The sequence below is a fragment of the Microbacterium sp. BE35 genome (assembly GCF_031457705.1).
Taxonomy (GTDB): domain Bacteria; phylum Actinomycetota; class Actinomycetes; order Actinomycetales; family Microbacteriaceae; genus Microbacterium; species Microbacterium trichothecenolyticum.
Window position 1 is genome coordinate 216,421 of sequence record NZ_JAVDXD010000001.1, and the last position, 17,981, is coordinate 234,401.

At 69.8% G+C, this 17,981-nt stretch carries 20 protein-coding genes; 6 read left to right on the top strand and 14 right to left on the bottom strand.

The features are described 5' to 3' along the window. Positions 1–41: 41 nt before the first annotated feature. The 5 genes from J2Y46_RS01005 to J2Y46_RS01025 form a co-directional block, all read right to left on the bottom strand. Positions 42–416 carry a DUF2255 family protein gene (locus tag J2Y46_RS01005; protein ID WP_310239605.1) on the bottom strand — a complete coding sequence of 125 codons (375 nt, stop codon included), beginning with the start codon at positions 414–416 and terminating at the stop codon, positions 42–44. Next, on the bottom strand, positions 413–832 hold the full coding sequence (locus J2Y46_RS01010; protein ID WP_310239607.1) for a cupin domain-containing protein: 420 nt from the start codon (positions 830–832) through the stop codon (positions 413–415). The genes J2Y46_RS01005 and J2Y46_RS01010 overlap by 4 nt, the downstream gene beginning before the upstream one ends. 14 nt (positions 833–846) lie before the next feature. Beyond that, positions 847–1,827, bottom strand: a complete 981-nt coding sequence (locus tag J2Y46_RS01015) for an aldo/keto reductase (RefSeq protein WP_310239608.1) — start codon at positions 1,825–1,827, stop codon at positions 847–849. Positions 1,828–1,942: 115 nt separating this feature from the next. Further along, a complete protein-coding gene (locus J2Y46_RS01020; RefSeq protein WP_310239610.1) occupies positions 1,943–3,595 on the bottom strand; it encodes an FAD-dependent oxidoreductase in 1,653 nt (550 codons plus the stop codon). 13 nt (positions 3,596–3,608) lie between these two features. Beyond that, the gene (locus J2Y46_RS01025) at positions 3,609–3,956 is read right to left on the bottom strand and encodes a UBP-type zinc finger domain-containing protein (RefSeq protein ID WP_310239612.1); all 348 of its coding nucleotides are present in this window, start codon (positions 3,954–3,956) and stop codon (positions 3,609–3,611) included. 82 nt (positions 3,957–4,038) lie between these two features. On the opposite strand from J2Y46_RS01025, the gene J2Y46_RS01030 reads away from it, so the two are divergent. After that, positions 4,039–4,800: an MBL fold metallo-hydrolase gene (locus J2Y46_RS01030; RefSeq protein WP_310239614.1), complete on the top strand. Its 762-nt coding sequence runs from the start codon at positions 4,039–4,041 to the stop codon at positions 4,798–4,800. Between the two features lie 3 nt (positions 4,801–4,803). Here the strand turns inward: J2Y46_RS01030 and J2Y46_RS01035 are convergent, their stop codons facing one another. Then, positions 4,804–5,997 carry an MFS transporter gene (locus tag J2Y46_RS01035; RefSeq protein ID WP_045297832.1) on the bottom strand — a complete coding sequence of 398 codons (1,194 nt, stop codon included), beginning with the start codon at positions 5,995–5,997 and terminating at the stop codon, positions 4,804–4,806. A gap of 85 nt (positions 5,998–6,082) precedes the next feature. Between J2Y46_RS01035 and J2Y46_RS01040 the strand changes: the two genes are divergently transcribed. Further along, on the top strand, positions 6,083–6,649 hold the full coding sequence (locus J2Y46_RS01040) for a TetR family transcriptional regulator (protein WP_310239617.1): 567 nt from the start codon (positions 6,083–6,085) through the stop codon (positions 6,647–6,649). Positions 6,650–6,659: 10 nt separating this feature from the next. Here J2Y46_RS01040 and J2Y46_RS01045 read toward each other — a convergent pair whose 3' ends face one another. Genes J2Y46_RS01045 through J2Y46_RS01055 form a run of 3 tightly spaced genes read right to left on the bottom strand, consistent with a single transcriptional unit; the run spans position 6,660 to position 9,371 of the window. Then, positions 6,660–7,511 carry a DUF6999 family protein gene (locus J2Y46_RS01045; RefSeq protein ID WP_310239619.1) on the bottom strand — a complete coding sequence of 284 codons (852 nt, stop codon included), beginning with the start codon at positions 7,509–7,511 and terminating at the stop codon, positions 6,660–6,662. A 22-nt stretch (positions 7,512–7,533) separates the two neighbouring features. Continuing rightward, positions 7,534–8,232: an iron-containing redox enzyme family protein gene (locus tag J2Y46_RS01050; protein ID WP_310239621.1), complete on the bottom strand. Its 699-nt coding sequence runs from the start codon at positions 8,230–8,232 to the stop codon at positions 7,534–7,536. Then, a complete protein-coding gene (locus J2Y46_RS01055) occupies positions 8,229–9,371 on the bottom strand; it encodes a 3-oxoacyl-[acyl-carrier-protein] synthase III C-terminal domain-containing protein (RefSeq protein WP_310239623.1) in 1,143 nt (380 codons plus the stop codon). The genes J2Y46_RS01050 and J2Y46_RS01055 overlap by 4 nt, the downstream gene beginning before the upstream one ends. Before the next feature lie 183 nt (positions 9,372–9,554). On the opposite strand from J2Y46_RS01055, the gene J2Y46_RS01060 reads away from it, so the two are divergent. Both J2Y46_RS01060 and J2Y46_RS01065 read left to right on the top strand, forming a co-directional pair. After that, on the top strand, positions 9,555–10,001 hold the full coding sequence (locus J2Y46_RS01060) for a pyridoxamine 5'-phosphate oxidase family protein (RefSeq protein WP_310239625.1): 447 nt from the start codon (positions 9,555–9,557) through the stop codon (positions 9,999–10,001). 68 nt (positions 10,002–10,069) lie between these two features. Beyond that, positions 10,070–10,297: an RNA-binding S4 domain-containing protein gene (locus J2Y46_RS01065; RefSeq protein ID WP_310239627.1), complete on the top strand. Its 228-nt coding sequence runs from the start codon at positions 10,070–10,072 to the stop codon at positions 10,295–10,297. A gap of 25 nt (positions 10,298–10,322) precedes the next feature. Here the strand turns inward: J2Y46_RS01065 and J2Y46_RS01070 are convergent, their stop codons facing one another. Both J2Y46_RS01070 and glsA read right to left on the bottom strand, forming a co-directional pair. Then, positions 10,323–11,966 carry an MFS transporter gene (locus J2Y46_RS01070; protein WP_310239629.1) on the bottom strand — a complete coding sequence of 548 codons (1,644 nt, stop codon included), beginning with the start codon at positions 11,964–11,966 and terminating at the stop codon, positions 10,323–10,325. Further along, positions 11,963–12,982, bottom strand: a complete 1,020-nt coding sequence (gene glsA, locus J2Y46_RS01075; RefSeq protein ID WP_310239631.1) for a glutaminase A — start codon at positions 12,980–12,982, stop codon at positions 11,963–11,965. Before glsA ends, J2Y46_RS01070 begins: the two co-directional genes overlap by 4 nt. Positions 12,983–13,121: 139 nt before the next feature. On the opposite strand from glsA, the gene J2Y46_RS01080 reads away from it, so the two are divergent. Beyond that, on the top strand, positions 13,122–13,616 hold the full coding sequence (locus tag J2Y46_RS01080) for a hypothetical protein (RefSeq protein ID WP_310239633.1): 495 nt from the start codon (positions 13,122–13,124) through the stop codon (positions 13,614–13,616). A 28-nt stretch (positions 13,617–13,644) separates the two neighbouring features. Here J2Y46_RS01080 and J2Y46_RS01085 read toward each other — a convergent pair whose 3' ends face one another. After that, on the bottom strand, positions 13,645–14,547 hold the full coding sequence (locus tag J2Y46_RS01085) for a cation transporter (RefSeq protein WP_310239635.1): 903 nt from the start codon (positions 14,545–14,547) through the stop codon (positions 13,645–13,647). Positions 14,548–14,699: 152 nt separating this feature from the next. Here J2Y46_RS01085 and J2Y46_RS01090 point away from each other — a divergent pair, with 152 nt between their 5' ends. Beyond that, a complete protein-coding gene (locus J2Y46_RS01090) occupies positions 14,700–14,939 on the top strand; it encodes a GNAT family N-acetyltransferase (protein ID WP_310239637.1) in 240 nt (79 codons plus the stop codon). 50 nt (positions 14,940–14,989) lie between these two features. On the opposite strand, the gene J2Y46_RS01095 is transcribed toward J2Y46_RS01090, so the two are convergent. Continuing rightward, positions 14,990–15,181: a twin-arginine translocase TatA/TatE family subunit gene (locus J2Y46_RS01095; RefSeq protein ID WP_310239638.1), complete on the bottom strand. Its 192-nt coding sequence runs from the start codon at positions 15,179–15,181 to the stop codon at positions 14,990–14,992. A 16-nt stretch (positions 15,182–15,197) separates the two neighbouring features. Continuing rightward, entirely contained in the window at positions 15,198–17,936 is a 2,739-nt protein-coding gene (locus J2Y46_RS01100; RefSeq protein ID WP_310239639.1) for a twin-arginine translocation signal domain-containing protein, read from the bottom strand. Between the last annotated feature and the right edge of the window lie 45 nt (positions 17,937–17,981).

A 17,981-nucleotide genomic window follows, 5' to 3' on the forward strand; every position in this document is an offset into this window, starting at 1 on the left:
GTTCGGCGCCGCCGCGAGGGCGCGGCCGCTTCGACCCGCGATCAGGCCGGCATCACGAGCAGGGTCGTGCTCGCAGCATCCGTTCCTGTGATCGCGCCGACGGGACCAGGCCCGTAGCGGTCGTACTTCGCGTGCAGGGCGGCGTCGACGGCGGGCGCCACCGCCTCGTCGGCCGGCTCGAAGGTCACGTCCTTCGAGACGCCGGCCGCCGTCACACGGCCGGTGCCCGAACGCAGCGCTCGGCGGAACCATCCGTTCTCGGGGCCGTGCGCCGACCGGATGTAGAGGGCATCGCCGACGGCTGCGTGCCAGATCGTGACGGCGGGGCGCAGCGTCCCGTCGGGCCGCCGCGACGAGATGCGCAGCTCGGTGGCCGCGCCGATGCGGCGCAGCTCCATCGCATCCCAGGCGGTCACGACGCGCCTCCCGAGGGGTACTCGGCCTCGGTGAGCTTGTCGCCCCACTGCGTCTCAGGCTCGGCGGCGTCGGGGGCGGGCGCCTCCCAGAGAGCGAGGTGGCACATGAACTGGTCGACGGCGGCGCCGTGCCAGTGCCACTCGCCCGCCGGCGTGTACACGGTGTCGCCGGGGCGCAGCTCGATCAGCTCCTCGCCGCGCGTCTGCACCCAGCCCACGCCCTCCGTCACATGAAGCGTCTGCCCCACCGCGTGCCGGTGCCAGGCCGTGTGTGCGCCGGGCGTGAACCGCACCAGATTCAAGCGTGTGCGCGACGGCTCCTCACCGCGGTAGTACGCGTTGAAGTAGACGTCGCCGCTGAACCACTCGGCGGGTCCCTTGACCGTCGCGGCCTGCGGCTGCCTGCTCGTGCTCATCGTGCGCTCCCTTCTCAGAGCCCGACCATCGCCATGCCGGCGTCGTCGTAGCGGTTGCCCGCCACGACCGCGGCGAGCGCGTCGAGCGTCGCGATGTCATCGGCCGACAGCGCGACGGCGGTCGAGCCGGCGTTCTCGTCGACGCGCTCCCGACGGCGGGTTCCCGGGATCGGGACGATCGACGGATGCCTCGACAGCAGCCACGCGAGGGCCACCTGGCCGGGCGTCGCCTCGCGTGCGACAGCGACGTCGCGCACGCCGTCGACGACGGCCTGGTTCGCGCGGAGGTTTTCGGGCTGGAACCGCGGGACACGGCCGCGGATCTCGCCCGCGCCGAACGTGGCGTCTGCTGTCACCGTGCCCGTGAGGAACCCCTTGCCCAGCGGGCTGAACGGCACGAATCCGATGCCGAGCTCGATGCACGTCGGCAGCACCTCGGCCTCGGGGTCGCGGGTCCACAGCGAGTACTCGCTCTGAACGGCCGTCACGGGGAAGACGGCGTGCGCGCGACGAATGGTCGCGGCTCCCGCCTCGGAGAGCCCGAAGTGCTTCACCTTGCCCGCCGCGACGAGCTCGCCGACCGCGCCGGCGACGTCCTCGACGGGCACCGCGGGATCGACGCGGTGCTGGTAGAACAGGTCGATCGCATCGACGCCGAGGCGCTGGAGCGACGCGTCCGCGACCCGCCGGATCTGCTCAGGGCGCGAGTCCGTCCCGACCATCTTGCCGTCGACGATGTCCCAGCCGAACTTCGTCGCGACCACCACACGGTCGCGGATCGGGGCGATGGCTTCGCCGACGAGCACTTCGTTGTCGTACGGGCCGTACACCTCAGCGGTGTCGATGAACGTGACCCCTTGATCCACCGCGTAGCGCAGCACGCCGATCATGTCGTCGCGGTCGCCGGGGTTCGGGCCGTAGCTCATCGACATCCCCATGGCGCCGATGCCGATCGCCGAGACCTCGAGGCCCTGGCCGAGCTGTCTGGTGTGCATGGTTCCTCCTCGCGTCGCAGAGCGCTCGCCCGCGGCATCCTCCATCTCACTCCCGACAGCCTGCTCGCGGGAGACCCCGGTGTGCCAGGTACCGCGAGAACCCCTCCCGCCGGCGTCAGCGGATGTCGGCGAGCGCGCGGTGGACGGATGCCACCGCACTGGAGCCCTCGCCCACTGCCGCGGCGACGCGCTTCATCGAGCCGCGGCGCACGTCGCCGGCGGCGAAGATGCGAGGTACGGACGTCTCGAACGGCAGCGGTTCGCGACCCATCCCCTGCCAGCGCTCCAGCGACTGCACCGAGACGTCCGTGCCGGTGCGGAGGAACCCGTCGGCGTCGCGGTCGAGCTCAGCCAGCCAGGAGGTCGCCGGCTCGGCGCCGATGAAGCAGAACAGGCCACGGGCCGCGACGTCGCCGATCGAGTCGATGCTCACGCTCTCCAGGGCCGACCCGCCGCCGAGCGCCGTGACGCGGGACCCGGTGTGCACGTCGATCCGCGGGTCTTCGAGCAGCCGGTCCACGAGGTACGACGACATGCGGCTGCCGAGGTCGGAACCGCGCACCACGAGGTGCACGGGGCACCCGTTCGCGGCGAGATACAACGACGCCTGTCCTGCGGAGTTCGCCCCACCGACGACGACCACCGGCGACTCGAACACCTGCCGGAGCTCGAGCGGCGTCGCGGCGTAGTAGATGCCGGCACCCTCGAACTCGTTCCAGCGCTCGAGGTCGAGCGTTCGGTATGCGGCTCCGGAGGTCACGATCGCCGTGCGCGCGCGGATGACGCGACCGTCGGTGAGGGTGACGTCGAGGTCCCTCCCCGCCGGGCGGAGGTCCGCCGCCTCGCAGGGCGCATAGACCCGCACCCCGAACTTGAGCGCCTGGAGCGACGCCTGGCCGATGAGGTCGCCACCGCTCACGCCGAACGGGAAGCCCAGGAAGTTCTCGATGCGCGACGTCGCCGCCGCCTGCCCACCGGGGGCCACAGCATCCAGCAGCACGGTGCTCAGCCCTTCGGAGGCGCCGTAGATCGCGGCGGCGAGCCCGGCGGGTCCGCCGCCGACGACGACCAGGTCGACCACCTCGTCGGCGCGGCCCTGATAGCTCAGTCCGAGCCGTTCGGCGACCATGCCGGGCGTCGCGTTCTTCATCGCCTCACCTTGGATGAAGGCGACCGGCAGGTCGTCGAGGCCGATGCCATGCTCGCCGAGCGTCCAGAGGTCGCCCGGAGCCAGCTCGATCGCCGTGTGCACGAGATCGACCCGCTCCGCGAAGCGCCGCAGCGCCAGGAAATCGCGCGACGATCGGGGTCCGACGAGCTTGAGGGTCAGCGCAGCGGGACCGGTGCGGAGGATCTCGCGACGCGCCCACAGCGCGTGGAGGATGATGTCGCACAGCTCGTCGTCCTCCGCCATCAGCACGCGAAGCCGTTCACGGCTGACCCGCAGCATCCGTCCTGCCTTCGTCGCCCGTGCCGACAGGAACGCGCCCTGCCCGTTGAGCAGGCCGAGTTCGCCGACGAAGCTGCGCGGACCCATCGTGCCCACGTGGGTCTCCCCCACCCAGCCGAAGGCGACGCGGACGATCTCGAGCTCACCCGTGTCGACGAGGATCAGGTCGTAGTCCAGGTCGCCGGCCTCGAACAGGTATTCGCCCGCCTCGACGTCGTGCGGCTCACCGAACGACAGCAGGCGCTCCCACTGGGCGTCGGTGAGCGCGGGCTTCATCATGCGCTCGAACTCGCGCTGCGTCATCTTCGCGTTGCCCATCGCAGTCCCTTCCTCAGCGGTGGATCAGCTCGCGCCAGTCGGCCGGGACACGGCCTTCCGGCCCCGGCGACGGCTGCGTGGCGGGCCGCGACTCGGGCGGAGAGAGCCGTGGCCCGTCGACGTAGTCCTCGCCGACGTAGTCCCAGAACCATTCCTCGCCCGGCTCGAAGCTGCGGACGTACCGGTGACCGGTCGCGCGGAAGTGCGCCGTCGCGTGCTGCGCGGGCGAGGTGTCGCAGCACCGCACATCGCCGCATACCGCGCAGCGCCGCAGGTGCACCCACCATCCGCCCACGTCGTCGCAGTCGGCGCAGCCCTCACCCGAGGGCGGCACGGTGGGGTCGATCTCGCTCAGGCTCATGCGCCTGCCTCTCGTCGCTCGCGTTCCGTCGGTGCGATGCTAACGCGCCAGGGCGGGAGCGGGGTCGGTTAGAGTGGCCGCGATGATCGAGGTCGCCGAAGGAGTGCTCGTCGCCACGAGCCGCGTGATGTCGACGACCTCGACCGTGCTGTGCCGCGACGGCGAGGCACTGCTCGTCGATCCGGCGTGGATGCCCGACGAGCTGGACGCCATCGCCGATGAGCTCGACGCGCGCGGTCTCCGCGTCATCGGCGGCTTCGCCACGCACGCCCACCACGACCACCTGCTGTGGCACCCGCGCTTCGGCTCCGCGCCCCGCTCGGCGTCGGAGGCGACGGCGGCGCTCGCGCGCGATGAGCGGGAGGCTCTCGTCGCCGCACTCGGAGCCGATTTCCCGGCCGAGCTGGTGCAGCTGATGGGTCGTGTGGACGGCACGGATGCTGAGATCCCGCCCTCGTCCGTTCCTCGAGGCTTCGCCCCCGAGCTGGTGGTGCACGACGGCCACGCTCCCGGACACACCGCCGTGTGGCTGCGCGAACAGCGGATGCTGATCGCCGGCGACATGCTCAGCGACCTCGAGCTGCCGCTCCCGTTCGACCCCGACGACCTGCCGGCGTACCTCGCGGCGCTCGACCTGCTCGCACCGCTCGCCACCCAGGCCGACGTCGTGATCCCGGGCCACGGCACGCCCGGCTCCGACGCTGTCCGGCGCCTCGACGCGGATCGCCGCTACCTCGACGATGTGGTCGCCGCGCGCCGGCCGGATGACCCGCGCCTCGCGAACCCGGGGATGACGGAGGAGTACGAGCGCCTCAAGGTCCTGGTCGCCGCCGCGGGCTCCTGATCCTCAGGCCTCCTCGACCAGGACCGGCGCGGCGCGCCTCCCCCCGATGAGCGGCGCGACCATCGCGGCGATGACGACGAACACGAGCGGGATCAGGAGTGCGGCGCGCAATCCGTACTCGTCCCCGACGAAGCCCAGCGCGGGCGGTCCGACGAGGAAGGCGACGTAGCCGGCCGTCGCCACGAGCGACACGCGTGCCGCCGAGTCCGGCCCTGAGTCGCCGGCCGCGCTGATCGCGACCGGGAACCCGAGCGAGGCGCCCAGTCCCCACAGCAGCACCGCGGCGGCGGCCACGACCTGGCTGTCCACGAAGATCACGAGCGCGAGGCCGACGGCGGCGAAGACGCCGCTGGCGCAGAGCACGGCCGGGCGGCCGAACCGCTCGATGAACCAGCCGCCGGCGAAGCGGCCGATCGTCATCGCGGCCGCGAAGACGGCGTAGATCGTCGAGCCGAGGGCGGGATCGAACCCGTGGCCGTCGACCATCACCAGCGGGAGCCAGTCGTTGGCGGTTCCCTCGGCGAGCGCCATCGCCAGGATGATCACGCCGATCAGCAGCAGGCGGGAGTCCTTCCAGAGCGCGCGACGGTCCTCGCGCACCGTCGTCGTCTCGCCGCCGTATGCGCGACCGGTGTGGGGCGGCAGCGCGGGCACCGCCAGCACGACGGCGACCAGCGACGCCGCCCCGACGAGCACGAGGTGCCAGACCACCGGGAATGCGGCGGCCGTGGCCACGATGCCGACCACGGCGCCGACGACGGTGCCGAGGCTGAAGCATCCGTGCAATGTCGGCAGGAAGGAGCGTTCGGTGACGCGCTCGACGTCCGCACCCTCGATGTTCATCGCCACCTCGCCGCCGCCCATGCCTGCGCCGAAGAGGAAGAGTCCGGCGGCCACGGCGAACGGGGCCCCGGTGGCTGCGCCGATGCCGATGAGGGGCATGCTGAGCACGATTCCGGCGGCGCCGACGGCGATCACCGGGCGCGCGCCCAGCCGCGCGACGAGTGCCCCGGAGGAGAGGATGCCGATCATCGAGCCGAGCGAGAGGCCGAACAGCACCAGCCCCATCTCGGCGGTCGATGCCCCGAGCAGATCACGGATGTCGGGAGTGCGCGTCACCCACGACGCGATCGCGACGCCCGGGACGAAGAAGAGCGTCGCGAGGGCGAGACGGCGCGCGCGGAGAGACGTGGGCATCGGCATCCTTTAAGTATGTACGATCGTACACAAGCGATCTGTACTATCGTACACAACTGTTGATCGCGACGAGATGAGGTTTCGGATGGTCGCACGCGGCGCCAACGACCCGGACCGACGCGAGCGGATCGTCGCGGCGGCGCTCGAGGTGATCGGCGAGCGCGGTGTGCACCAGACCAGCCACCGCGTCATCGCTGCACGGGCGGGGGTGCCACTCGGCTCCCTCACCTACTACTTCGACGGATTGTCCGACATCCTCGAGCAGGCGTTCGCCTCGCTGGCGGCCCGCATGGCGCAGCAGTACCGCGCCAGTCTCGAGAGCGCGCAGTCCCGCGATGAGGCATGCGCGGCGGTGGTCGACCTGATCTGCGGGTCGTACGCGACGACCGACGAGGTGCGCGCGCTCTTCGAGATGTACTCGTTCGGCAACTACGACGCGAAGGTGCACGACCTCTGCCGCGACTGGCTGCTCGTGAGCCGCGCGAGCCTCGGCCTGCACTTCACCGAGCCGACCGCCCGCGCTCTCGACGCGCTCGTAGAGGCCTTCCCGATGCACCAGGCGTGGGAGGGTGAGCCGCTCGACCGCGACTACGTCGCGGCGGTCGTGCAGGCGCTCGTGGACCGGTTCGAGCCGGCACGCGACGTCGTCTGATCTCGCCGGGTCAATCGAGCTCGATCGCGGTGTCGCGCGGGTAGATGCCGCCGGCAAGCTTCACGAGCTGGGCGTGGGCGTACTCGCACACGAGCGCGTGCCGGTAGACCATGCGCGGAACGTCGACGTTCGAGTCCATCCACAGGCTCATGCCGGCGAGCTTCCAGTGGCGGAACGTGTCGTCGCCGGTGACGAGGGCGAGGATCTCGAGGAACGAGTCGTCGAACCGGATCGAGTGCACCGCCCGCCGGTACTCCTCCACGGTGAGCGCCATCGAGAAGGGGATGTTCATGAAGCACAGCGCGGTCTGGATGTCGAGCCGAAGGTAGCGTCGGCGCCGGCGTTCGGCGTCGAGGGCCGGGATGTCGAGCTGCGCGAAGTCGAGCGTCTGCGGCCGCGTGAGCGGAACACCGTCGAGGGCGATCAGGACGTCGTACACATTCACGTCGTGCTCGACGACGGCCGAGTCGCCCAGCCCTGCGAGGGTCTCCGGCCGGAGGGTCACCGGTGCCATGTCGACCGCGGTGTTGCGGATGATGAAGTTCACCAGGTTCGTCTCGACCACGAAGTGCCGGATCAGCAGCTCGACCGCGCCCGGCGAGACGAAGCGCCGAAGGAACCAGACGCACAGCGCATCCATCGTGCTCAGCGGCATCCATCGGAAGGGCAGCACGCGCTTCACGATCGAGATCACCGCGACGAGCACGCGGGAGACGATCCGCGCGATCGGGTAGAGCCAGCGCCGAGACAGGCGTCGCTGGTCGTTGATGATCTGACGCACCAGCGCACGGTCCAGCGGCACCGAGGGATCCGCGTACACCGCCTCCCACATGCTCGGGTCGGAGCGCACGAACTCCGGCATGCTCGGTCGCGGCGCCGCCACGTCAGCGGTCCAGTTCCTCGAGCTGCAGCGCGTACAGGCGCGCCACCACCTGCGCGCAGCGGACGATGTCGTCGGCATCGCGGTCGTCGATGATGCCGGAGGTCAGGATCGCCTCCATGTCCCCGGTGTGCGCGGCGTCGGCATCCTGGTGATAGCGCATGAAATGCACCTGGCTGTCGGCGAGACCGAGCACCTCCTGGAACCGCGCCGCCCATCCCGCCGCGCGCTTCGCGCCCAGGCCCTCGATGATGAACATCGCGCCCAGCAGCCCGACGGGGTTCGGCTGACCCGCATAGTGGAACATGTAAGCCGACAGGGCCTCGGACCCGATGTTCTTGCGTCCGCGGCGGAGCTCCTCGAGCGAGCCGCCGATCGCGACGTAGTCGCGCTCGAGCATCAGGTAGTCCCGGTGCTCCTCCTCGGCATGGCGGATCGCGGCCGCGCGCAGCTCGAAATGCTCGATGTCGAAGCTGGACGCCGCCCGCGAGATCCAGGGCGACCCGTCGACCACCTGCTGACGCAGGTTGAACAGCAGACGTCGGTAGTCCTCGAGCGTTACCGTCCCGTCGGCGAGGCGCGCGAGGACGGGCACCTGATCCAGACGCTCCTCGAGTTCGACCCAGACGCCAGCGAGCCGCTCGAACAGCGTCTCGGTGCCACCCGGGGTGGTCTCGGCGGAGACGGTCGTGGTGGTGCTCATGTCGGTGCTCCTTGCTGGTCGCGCGGCGCGACCACGGTGAGATGGGCGAAGGCGAACGAGAACCGGCCCGACTCGGGCACGGCGAGAAGAACGGTCTCCCCCGGCGCGAAGCGCCCCGTGTGCCATGCCTCTTCGAGTGCGATGAAGATGCTCGCCGAGCCCGTGTTGCCGCGGGTCTCGAGATTCGAGAACCACCGATCGGTGTCGAGCGTCGGGATGCGACGCCGCAGCGCCTCGAACGCGACGTCGCGGAACATGTTCGTGCTGTAGTGGCACACGACGTGGTCGAGGTGGCGCACGTCGACGAGCCCGATGTCGACGAGTTCCTCGAACTGCCGGATGCCGGCATCCGCGAGGTCGTCGAGCATGCTCACGTTCTGCCGCAGCAGGAACATGCCGGCCGCGTCCCCCTCGGCGATGCCGACGTCCTGCCAGGTTCCGCCGACCACCGGCTCGGCGCCGACCATGCCTGCTCGCATGCACACGTCCTGCTCGTGAGCGAGCGAGACGTGCCGCACCCAGTCGACCCGCAGCGACGGCTTGCTCGGGTGGGGCTGGAACTCGACGACGACCGCACCGGCTCCGTCCGAGAGCATCCAGCGAAGGAAGTGGGCGTCCATCCCGGCACGGATGCCTTCGTAGCGGCGCTGCCGGAGGCTCCGGCTCGCGAGCTCCGAGCCGACCACGGCCGCGCGCGGGTGATCGCCGAGCCGGATCTTGCTGACGACCGCATCGAGCGCCACGAGGCTGGACGCGCACACCCCGGATGCCGACAGCAGCTGCATCGGCCCGCCGCCGAGTCGCCCGTGCACCATCGACGCGAACCCGGGAACGAGCACGTCGCCCATCGTGGTCGCGCACGCCAGCATGCGGATGTCGTGGGCGTCGATGCCTCGATCGTCGAACGCCGCGCGGAGGGCCTTCACCGCGAGCTCCTCGTTGAGCTCGGTCGGCTCGCCCTGCTCGTCGAGCGCGTAGTGCCGCTGCCGGATCCCGTTCGAGTCGAGGATGCGCCGCCGGATGCGCTGGGTGACCGCGTCGTCACCGCCGAGGCGCGCCGCGATGCCGTCGTTGTCGACCGGCTCTCCCGGCAGGTACCGGCCGAACCCGGTCAGATAGGCATTCGCCGTCGCGCCCATGGTGAGAAGACTAAAGGGAAGACACGGATGCCGTGCCCCGCAGCATCCGTCATCCCGTCCGTGGCGTCCGATTCAGGGGCATCATCGCCGTCACAGGGACCCGGTCCGCTTTGCGCCGGGAAGAACTAAGGTGTGCGCAGAAGGGTCGTGCTGCGGCGGACGAGTATCGACGGAGATGGCGCCATGGAAGACACGAACGATGCGGTCGTGACACTCAGCGAAGAGCAATGCTGGAACATGCTCGCTCGCGGCGAGCTGGGCCATCTCGCCCTGGATGCGGACGGCGATCCTGACATCTTCCCCGTGAACTACGTGATCGACGGACCCCGGGTGCTGTTCCGCACCGCTCCCGGCTCCAAGCTCGCGGAACTGTCGCAGCACCCTCGGGTCGCGTTCGAGGTCGACGAGTACGACGACACGTACGCCTCGAGCGTGATCGTCAAAGGCGTAGCAGAGCGGCTCGAACTGCAGCGCGAGATCGACGAGGCCGACGCGCTCGGGCTCCGCCCTTGGATCCCCACCCTCAAGTACCGGTGGGTGCGCATCGTGCCGACGCAGATCACGGGGCGGTGGTTCGCACGAACTCCGGAGCCTGACCGCTACAAGGCCTCGTCGAAGGAGGGCGCGTAGGCGCTTCGCGGGGTCGACGCCGAGCGATCTCGACCGCCCGACATGCATCCGTCGGCTAACATTCGGGGATGACGAATCCGGCGCCGATCGATGACGTCCCGATCGGCGGCGAGAGCATTCGCCTCGGGCAGTTCCTGAAGTTCGCCGGCCTCTTCGACTCCGGCGGCGAGGTGAAAGAGGCCATCATCGACGGCTTCGTCCTCGTCAACGGCGAAGTGGATCGCCGCCGCGGGCGGCAGCTCCAGGTCGGCGACGTCGTCAGCTTCGAAGGACGCAGCGTGCGCGTCCACCCGTGACGGGCGCCACCCGCCATCGGCTGCGTCAGGTGACCGGTTCGCGACCGGTGGCCACGGACTCGGGGATCTCGCCGGGCAGGTAGCGGGGAAGTCGGCTGGCGGGCACGATGGCGAACGCGCTCACGCCGGAAAGGATCAGCAGCCCCAGCTTGAGGGCGCTCAGGCGGGCTTCCTCGTTCAGCGCGACGGCCGCATCCACCTCGGCCGGCGAGGCATCCGTCTGCTCGTCGAGCACACTCTTCAACTGGTCGTTGCTGACGAAGTTGACGCGGTCGAGATCGATCTGCGACACGAGCTCGGGTGACAGCTCGGGGTGCTCGGCGAGAGAGGAGATGACATTGACGCTGAGGATTCCCACCAGCAGCGCCCCGGCCACCGCGGTCCCCACCGCCGACGCGAGGTTCTGCGTCGTGCCGCGAACGGAGCCGACGTCGCCGGCGAGCTCTTTCGGGGACGCCGTGACGAGCACGTTGAACACGAGGGTCACGAGCGCTCCCTGGCCGACGCCGAAGACGAACAGTCCCAGGATCGTGGGCAGCGTCTCCCAGTTGTTCGTGACGACGAAGGCCAGCCAGATCAGCGCGACGGTGGTCAGCCCGAAGGAGAACATGCCGATCGTGCGGGGCGGGAACCGGCGGTAGAAGCGGACGACCAGCATCGCGGTGAAGAACACGGTGAGGTTGAACGGGAGCATCGCAAGCGACGTGTCGAACGGTGTGCGCCCCTGGACGATCTGGATGTAGAGCGGGATCGTGAAGTTCAGCGCCGCCTCCATCCCGACGACGATGAACATCGCATAGACCGCGGCGCGCTCCCGGGATGATCCGAAGACCGACAGGCTGACGAGGGGGACCTTGCCCGCCGCGGTGCGTCGTCGGGTCCAGAGGAAGAACAGCTGCACCAGCACCAGGCCGATCAGGATCAGCAGCGGTGCAGGCGAGAGGCCGAGGATGTCGAAGGGCGCATCCGGGCGCGCCATCAGGATGCCCCAGCGGTTCAGGTTGTTCACGCCGAGCGTGAGCGCCACGATGCCGAGGCCGATGAGCGCGGCGGCGACGAGGTCGATCTTGATCCCGGGGTTGCCTGGTTCGCCGCGCAGCCGGAAGCTGAGCACGAACACCGCGATTGCGAGCAGCAGCACGACGACGAAGACCTGCCGCCACCCCACCAGGGTCGCCAGCGTCCCGCCGATCAGGAACGCGCTGACGCCCGCGAGAGCGCGCGCCGAACCGAGCGATCCGATCGCGGTCGCCTGCTGGGCGCCGTGATAGTTCTCCGCGATGAGGGCGACCAGCGAGGGGACGATGATCGCAGCGGATGCCCCGGCCAGCGCCTGCGCGAGGATCACGAACCCGACGGTCGGGGCCGCGATCATCAGCACTGCCGAGGCGGCGAACAGCGCGATCACGATGCGGAACATCAGCACCCAGCCGACCCGCTGCCCGATCTTCGCGCCGACCATCACCAGCGCCGCGACGACCAGTCCATACGTCACGATCGCCGTGCTCACGTCGGTGGGTGGCACCCCGAACGTGTCCACCATGCCGCCCAGTGACACCGGCAGCGCCGAGACGTTGTACGACATCAGGATCTGAGCGAGGAACAACCCGATCATCGGGACCCAGGAAGCACGCCGGATGCCGGTGGCCTCGGTCGTGGGAGCGGTCATTCGTGGGTCCTTCCGGAGTAGTGGGAGTCGGACGCGAAGATGTTCAGGCCGAGCGCGCGGGAGAGGTACGCGGTCGCGACCTGTCCGCGAACGCTGTTGCCTGCGGAGTCCAGGCGAGGCGCGTAACTGCCGATCCCGACCTTTCCGGGGGCGACGGTGATGAGTCCACCGGCGACGCCGGACTTTCCGGGAAGACCGATCTCGAACAGCCACTCCCCCGAGCGCTCGTACAGGCCGCTCGCCGTCAGCATCGCCAGCGTGTCGCGACAGACGTCGGCCGAGACGACCTGATCCCCGGTCACCGGGTTCACGCCGCCGTCCGCCAACGTCGCAGCCATGACCGCCAGGTCGTGGGCGTCCACCAGCAGCGCGCACTGCCTCGTGTAGACGTCGACGACATCCAGCGGGTCTGTCCGGATCCGGCCGTAGCTCTCCAGCAGCTGCGCGATCGCCCGGTTGCGGTGATTCGTGGCGGCCTCGGAGCGGTAGACCTCCTCGTCGACCGCGAGCTCGCGGCCGGCGAAGCGCGACAACCCGGTGCGTACGGCATCCCATTTCTCCTCTGCCGTGTTGCCGGGCATGAGAGCGGTGGTGGCGAGCGCTCCCGCGTTGACCATCGGGTTCATCGGATGCCCGTCGTTCAGCTCGATCGCGACGACCGAATTGAAGGCGAGGCCGGTGTTGTTCACGCCCACCAGGTCGAACACCGCCTCATGGCCGACCGCGTCGCACAGCAGCGCGTAGACGAATGCCTTCGAGATCGACTGGATCGAGAACGCGTGCCGGGTGTCGCCGACCTCGTGGCCGCCGCCGTCGACGTCGACGACGCAGATCCCGAATCCCTCGGGGTCGGCCGCGGCGAGGATCGGGATGTAGTCCGCGACCGTTCCCTCGACGTGCGTGAGCGCGCGATGATATGCCGCGTCCAGAAGCTCATCGATCCGATCGCCAGGCGGCACCGCCCCGGTCTCCACCGCTGCGCCGATGTCATCGATGCCCAGCTCGCTCGCCCGCATGTTGTCAGATTAGGGCCGAATCGCCGACGGATGCCAACACGCGCATGCGATCGATGCGACCGGGGGAATTGCCTCCTGACGCGCCTGTTCTCGACGTGAACCTGGACTGCTTCTGCCGTCCGTGGTGCAGGATGAGCCCATGGAACAGTACCTGTGGGTTCTCAAGGACAAGGAACTCGATCTCATCCGTGAGCTGGAGCCGGACCGCATCTCGCAGCTGGATGAGGATGGGCTTCTCGCGCTGCACAAGAGGGTTCGCCGTGCTCGCAACAAGCACACCACCAACTACCGTCGGGGTGCCGCCGAGAAGGTCGCCGCGGCGGGCGGGCGCGGCACGGCGGCCGCCGGGTCTGATAAGGCCAGGGCTCGCGCGTACGTGTTCGAGGAGGCGCTCGCCGTGGTGAGTGCGGAGCTGGCGCGTGTCGCGCACGAGGAAGCCGAAGCGCTCAAGGATGAACGCCTCGCGCGTGCCCGCGCCGGAAAATGGTCGGGCCCGGAGTCCACCGCCCCCACTGCCGAAGGAGTGTCGTCCGGGCGGATGAAGGAGCACCAGAAGACGACAGGCGGTGCCAAGCGCGACGCGTCGAGTCAGGCGCAGGGTGCGCGGCGGCAGGCGAAACGCGACGCGCGCTGACGACCCGGTGCACGCGCCGCGGCGGGTCCTATTCGAACAGAGTGGGGTCGGCTGTCAGCGACACGTACGCCCAGACGTCCATGCCCAGCGTGCTCAGTGCTCGTTCGATCGCACGCCGAACCTCGTCCTCCGCCGCGACATCCCACGCCGCCCCGTCCACGGTGAAGTCGACCTCGACGTAGAGCTTCCGACCCACCTTGCCGGCCCGGACCAGCGGCTCACCGAGTCCGAAGTCCGCGCGAACGAGGTCGACGGCCTCGTGGATGCGCCCTGTCAGATCGCGGGACGGTGCGCCTTCGAGGAGCTCATTCAGACCCGCCGCGATCAGCTGCACGGGAATGTATGCCAGCACGGCGCACGCGACGAGGACCAGGACCGGATCGACATAGTTCGCGACGGATTCCAGACCTGCCGCGACCAGGGCAGCCGCGGCGACGGCTCCCGCGAGCATCACGGCACTCAGCACGGCTCCCGCACGCCATTGGGCGCACTCGGCGGCCACCAGATCCGATGTCGGTGCCCGCCGTTTGAGGAGGATCGCGATCGCGAACCCCGCGAGGGCGGTTGCAGCGCCGTAGACGGCGATTACGATCGGATCGACCGGAGATCCACCAGAACCGATGAGGACGATCGCATCCCCCACGGCGTAGATCAGCGTGCCGGCGATGGCGAGTCCCTGAATGGTGACAACGAGAGGCGTGAGGGCGTCCCGGCCGAAGGGATACCGTCTGTCCGGGCCCGCGCCCACCATGACGGCGGCGCGCAAGGAAGCCACGGACAGCACGAGGCCGATGGTCATGTACGCCCCGTCGAACACGATGATCCGCGTCCCCGTGGCGACACCGAGCACCAGGGCGCCGACAGCGATCACCACCGTCGCCCAGATGCTGATCCACAACGCGTTGCGTTCCGCCCGCTGGGCGGAACGCACTTCGTCTCGTGGAGGGATCGCTCCCGTCACTGCGACCCCCTTCGTCCGCTGGCGGGCAGAATCGGTTGCCGTCACGATACCGTCACGCCGCAGCGCCGTCGCGGTGCGAAGGGATGTAACCCGCCGCGCGGTACCTCGGGGAGTTCCGCGCCATGCCGCGCTCGACCACCCTGGTCGCCGTCGCGCCGGCCGGCGTGGTCGGTGCCGTGGACTTCCATGCGTCGCAGCGCCAGGGAGTCGGCCGCGCGCTCATGGCGGCCCTCCGCGATCGAGCGACGGCGGAAGGAATCGCGGCTCTCACGCTGATCACCGACCGCGACATGCCGGCGTTCGGGTTCTACGCCGGGCTCGGATTTCGAGAGGGCTCGACCCAAGTCTTCATGATCGGCTGACCTGACGCGGACGCATCGGGTGCGGAGGTGCTCCCCGGCTGCGGCGGATCTCAGCGACCACCGGGGTCGTCTGCGGTCGGCTTGCCTGCGGAGGTGGGCTCAGCCTCTTTCGTCTCCCGCTTGAGGATGCGCACGGATTGGCCGACGCCCTTGGCGAGCGCGGGCAGGCGCGCCGCTCCGAAGAGGAGGAGCAGGACTGCCAGCAGCAGGATGAGGTGCCAGCCGCCGATGTTCGCGAGCATTTCGGAGACCTCCTGATCAGATGTGGTCGCCGACCAGCGCCAGGCACTGGATGGCGGCGAGTCCGTACTGGGCGCTGGCGTTGGTGCTGAACGGGGCCTCGTCGACGGGGTTGAGGACGACAGGGCCTTCGATGTGGGTCGCGGTGAATGCGAGACCCTCGGGGTAGCCGGCGTGGCCGGTGCGGAACTCCCTCCATGCCCGCTTTGCGAGTGCCGCGTCGCCGAGGCGGGACGCGGCGTACGCGGTGGCGCGCGAGTACGCCTGGCGCAGGTTCTGACTCCCCCACGACACACCCGTCACGGCGGCCTGTTCGGCGGACGTGCCGTTGTAGAGGCGGCAGTAGTTCACCCACTGCTCGGTGACCTTCGGGTCGTCGATGAGGTCGATGAGCTCGGTCATGAGCTCGATGAGGCCGAACACGGAGTCGAGCGAGCCGACTTCGACGGTGCGCTGGGTCTCCTCGCCGTACGAGCCGTCGGCGAGGTTGTAGCGGAGGGTTCCGCCCTGTGCCCAGCCGTTCGGCATCGCGGCGATCGTCTTGGCGCCGTTGATGAGCTTGGTCTGCGCGATGGGGTCGCCGTTGCGCTCCCATTCGGCGAGCCACGCGAGGGCGAGCGCGCCCCAGTCGGTCGTGTTCGAGACGCCGAGGGCGTCGGGCTGCGGCGTGTACTCGTCGGTGCGGATCTTGCGGGCGGGGTCGAGGACGAGGAACGTCTTGTCGGCGTCGACCAGGTCGTGCATCAGGTCGCCGACCCGCTCGTCCGCGGTGAGGAAGTAGTAGAAGCGGCGGTAGCCGGCATTGCTGATCCGCTGCTGCTTCGCGCTGTCGGCCCAGTGCATGATGCCGTGGCGCGTTCCGAGGTCGCGGTACTTGCCTAGGTGGTAGACGTCGACTTCGCCGGTGTGCCGCGTCATCGCTTCGGCGAAGCGGAATGCGGCGGCATCCCCGGTCCGCAGGTAGTGGTACCAGAGCCACATGTCGGTGCTGAGCTCGGAGTTGTCCCACGCGTAGCCGCCGATGTCGTACCGCCAGACATGACGGTCGCGGTCGAACTCGTGCATGACGTCGCCGTAGTCCCAGAACCCGTACCAGGACCGCTGGTCCACCTGGTTCACGTAGTGCTGGTGCATGAAGGCGAGCTTGTCCTCGATCGCGATCTTCGCGACGTTCGACCGGTCGACGGGCGCCCACGAGCCGAACACCCCGGTGGAGTGGTTGTGCTCCGGGGTGCTGACGAGCAGCGGCGGCGTCGCGTTCGCGTCGGCGAGGGCGCTGAAGTCCGCTGCGGTGGGCGTTGCGCCGAGCGCCCAGAAGCTCAGCTCGGTGGTGCGGGCCACGCCGTAGGGCGAGCCGAAGCCCGGCTCGTAGTCCTCGTAGGTGATCTCGAGCGCGTCGAGCTGCTTGGCGTAGGTGTCCTGTCCCAGGCCGTCGTGATAGAAGCGCAGGTCCATGGCGCCGGCCCTCGGCGACCACATCCATGCCGTCGCCGTCGCCCTGTCGGTCGCCGCACCGGAGATCTCGAGCTCGGTGGGGTGCAGCTGCCAGAAGTTGCGCATCCCGAACGCCAGGCCGCCGCCGGGGCTGCCGACATACGCGAGCCCGCGCGCCCGCCGGCCCGCGTCGACGCGGATCCACGAGTGCCCCGCCGACGTGCGCTTGCGGATCTCGAACCCGTGAGCCGTGAGCTGGCTGAGGCTGTAGTCGCCCCACGCCGGGATCCACTGCAGCCGCGAGGTCACGCGCTGGTCCCACGTCGCAGGATCCGGTGTCCACGTGCCCGCGATCTGGGCCGCGCGCGCAGCCGCACCGGGGTCGCGACGGAGCCCCGTGATGCCTCGCACGGCCTCGCCCAGCACACCGGCGCCCTCCCCCGCGAACCGGACGTGCCGGTCGTGCAGCTGCGCCGACAGCGGGACCGAGAACGAGAATCCGATACCCGTGATGAAGTCGGCCGTCTCATCGCCGTCGAAGACGAAGCTGTGGACGACCCTCACCCCGTCCGACCCGGCATACAGGTAGAACCGCACGTCGAACGGCAGCCAGTTGCGGTTGCCCTTCTTGTGCGTGCCGGTGACCCGCACGACCGCGCGCACGGGACCGCGCTGCTCGACCTCGACCCGCGACACCTGGCTCCGGAACTGCTCGCGGGCGACCTTCTCGGCCCCATCGGAGTCGGGCTTGTCCTGCCGGGAGGCGACGAGCCTGCCCTCCTCGGCGATCACCGTGTCGCCCCGGCGGATCGACGAGACGAGGTTCGCCCCGTTCTTCGGGAACTCGACCCGGATGACGCCGGTGTCGACGACGACGCGCCCCGGATTGTCGGAGACCGATATGGCGGATGCCGGTGCGGCGGGCGTGCCCGCCTGCAGCGAGTAGCCGCCCGCACGGCCGGATGCCCCGCTCGCCGCGTGGGCCGTCCATTTCACCGATCCGTCCGGCCACCACCCCGTCGGCCAGCTCTGGACGGGGACGGATTCTCCCGAGTCGGTGAGCAGCGCGAAGGTCTGGTCCGGGCTGAGCGCGCCCCGCGGCCACGGAACGCCCCACGTCGTCCCCGCAACGAGCTGGGCCGGTGTCGCGCCTTCGAGCCAGCGCAGCGAGATCGGGCCGTGCCCGGTCAGCGCCTGCGCGACGGACTGACCGAAGGCGCCTCGGACGGCGGGTGCCGCGTGAGCGGTGGAAGGGGATGCGAGGGCCGCGGCGGCTCCGGCCGCGACCGTCGACTGCAGCAGCGTTCGACGACTGATCTCCATGGCGATGACTCCTCGATGAATCCGCGGAGCCGTCGCTGGCCCCGA

Excerpts from the sequence above, each read along its gene's own strand:
- J2Y46_RS01010 (WP_310239607.1), bottom strand. The coding sequence starts at position 832 with ATGAGCACGAGCAGGCAGCCGCAGGCCGCGACGGTCAAGGGACCCGCC.
- J2Y46_RS01015 (WP_310239608.1), bottom strand. The coding sequence starts at position 1,827 with ATGCACACCAGACAGCTCGGCCAGGGCCTCGAGGTCTCGGCGATCGGC.
- J2Y46_RS01020 (WP_310239610.1), bottom strand. The coding sequence starts at position 3,595 with ATGGGCAACGCGAAGATGACGCAGCGCGAGTTCGAGCGCATGATGAAG.
- J2Y46_RS01025 (WP_310239612.1), bottom strand. The coding sequence starts at position 3,956 with ATGAGCCTGAGCGAGATCGACCCCACCGTGCCGCCCTCGGGTGAGGGC.
- J2Y46_RS01030 (WP_310239614.1), top strand. The coding sequence starts at position 4,039 with ATGATCGAGGTCGCCGAAGGAGTGCTCGTCGCCACGAGCCGCGTGATG.
- J2Y46_RS01035 (WP_045297832.1), bottom strand. The coding sequence starts at position 5,997 with ATGCCCACGTCTCTCCGCGCGCGCCGTCTCGCCCTCGCGACGCTCTTC.
- J2Y46_RS01040 (WP_310239617.1), top strand. The coding sequence starts at position 6,083 with ATGGTCGCACGCGGCGCCAACGACCCGGACCGACGCGAGCGGATCGTC.
- J2Y46_RS01045 (WP_310239619.1), bottom strand. The coding sequence starts at position 7,511 with ATGCCGGAGTTCGTGCGCTCCGACCCGAGCATGTGGGAGGCGGTGTAC.
- J2Y46_RS01050 (WP_310239621.1), bottom strand. The coding sequence starts at position 8,232 with ATGAGCACCACCACGACCGTCTCCGCCGAGACCACCCCGGGTGGCACC.
- J2Y46_RS01055 (WP_310239623.1), bottom strand. The coding sequence starts at position 9,371 with ATGGGCGCGACGGCGAATGCCTATCTGACCGGGTTCGGCCGGTACCTG.
- J2Y46_RS01060 (WP_310239625.1), top strand. The coding sequence starts at position 9,555 with ATGGAAGACACGAACGATGCGGTCGTGACACTCAGCGAAGAGCAATGC.
- J2Y46_RS01065 (WP_310239627.1), top strand. The coding sequence starts at position 10,070 with ATGACGAATCCGGCGCCGATCGATGACGTCCCGATCGGCGGCGAGAGC.
- J2Y46_RS01070 (WP_310239629.1), bottom strand. The coding sequence starts at position 11,966 with ATGACCGCTCCCACGACCGAGGCCACCGGCATCCGGCGTGCTTCCTGG.
- glsA (WP_310239631.1), bottom strand. The coding sequence starts at position 12,982 with ATGCGGGCGAGCGAGCTGGGCATCGATGACATCGGCGCAGCGGTGGAG.
- J2Y46_RS01080 (WP_310239633.1), top strand. The coding sequence starts at position 13,122 with ATGGAACAGTACCTGTGGGTTCTCAAGGACAAGGAACTCGATCTCATC.
- J2Y46_RS01090 (WP_310239637.1), top strand. The coding sequence starts at position 14,700 with ATGCCGCGCTCGACCACCCTGGTCGCCGTCGCGCCGGCCGGCGTGGTC.
- J2Y46_RS01095 (WP_310239638.1), bottom strand. The coding sequence starts at position 15,181 with ATGCTCGCGAACATCGGCGGCTGGCACCTCATCCTGCTGCTGGCAGTC.
- J2Y46_RS01100 (WP_310239639.1), bottom strand. The coding sequence starts at position 17,936 with ATGGAGATCAGTCGTCGAACGCTGCTGCAGTCGACGGTCGCGGCCGGA.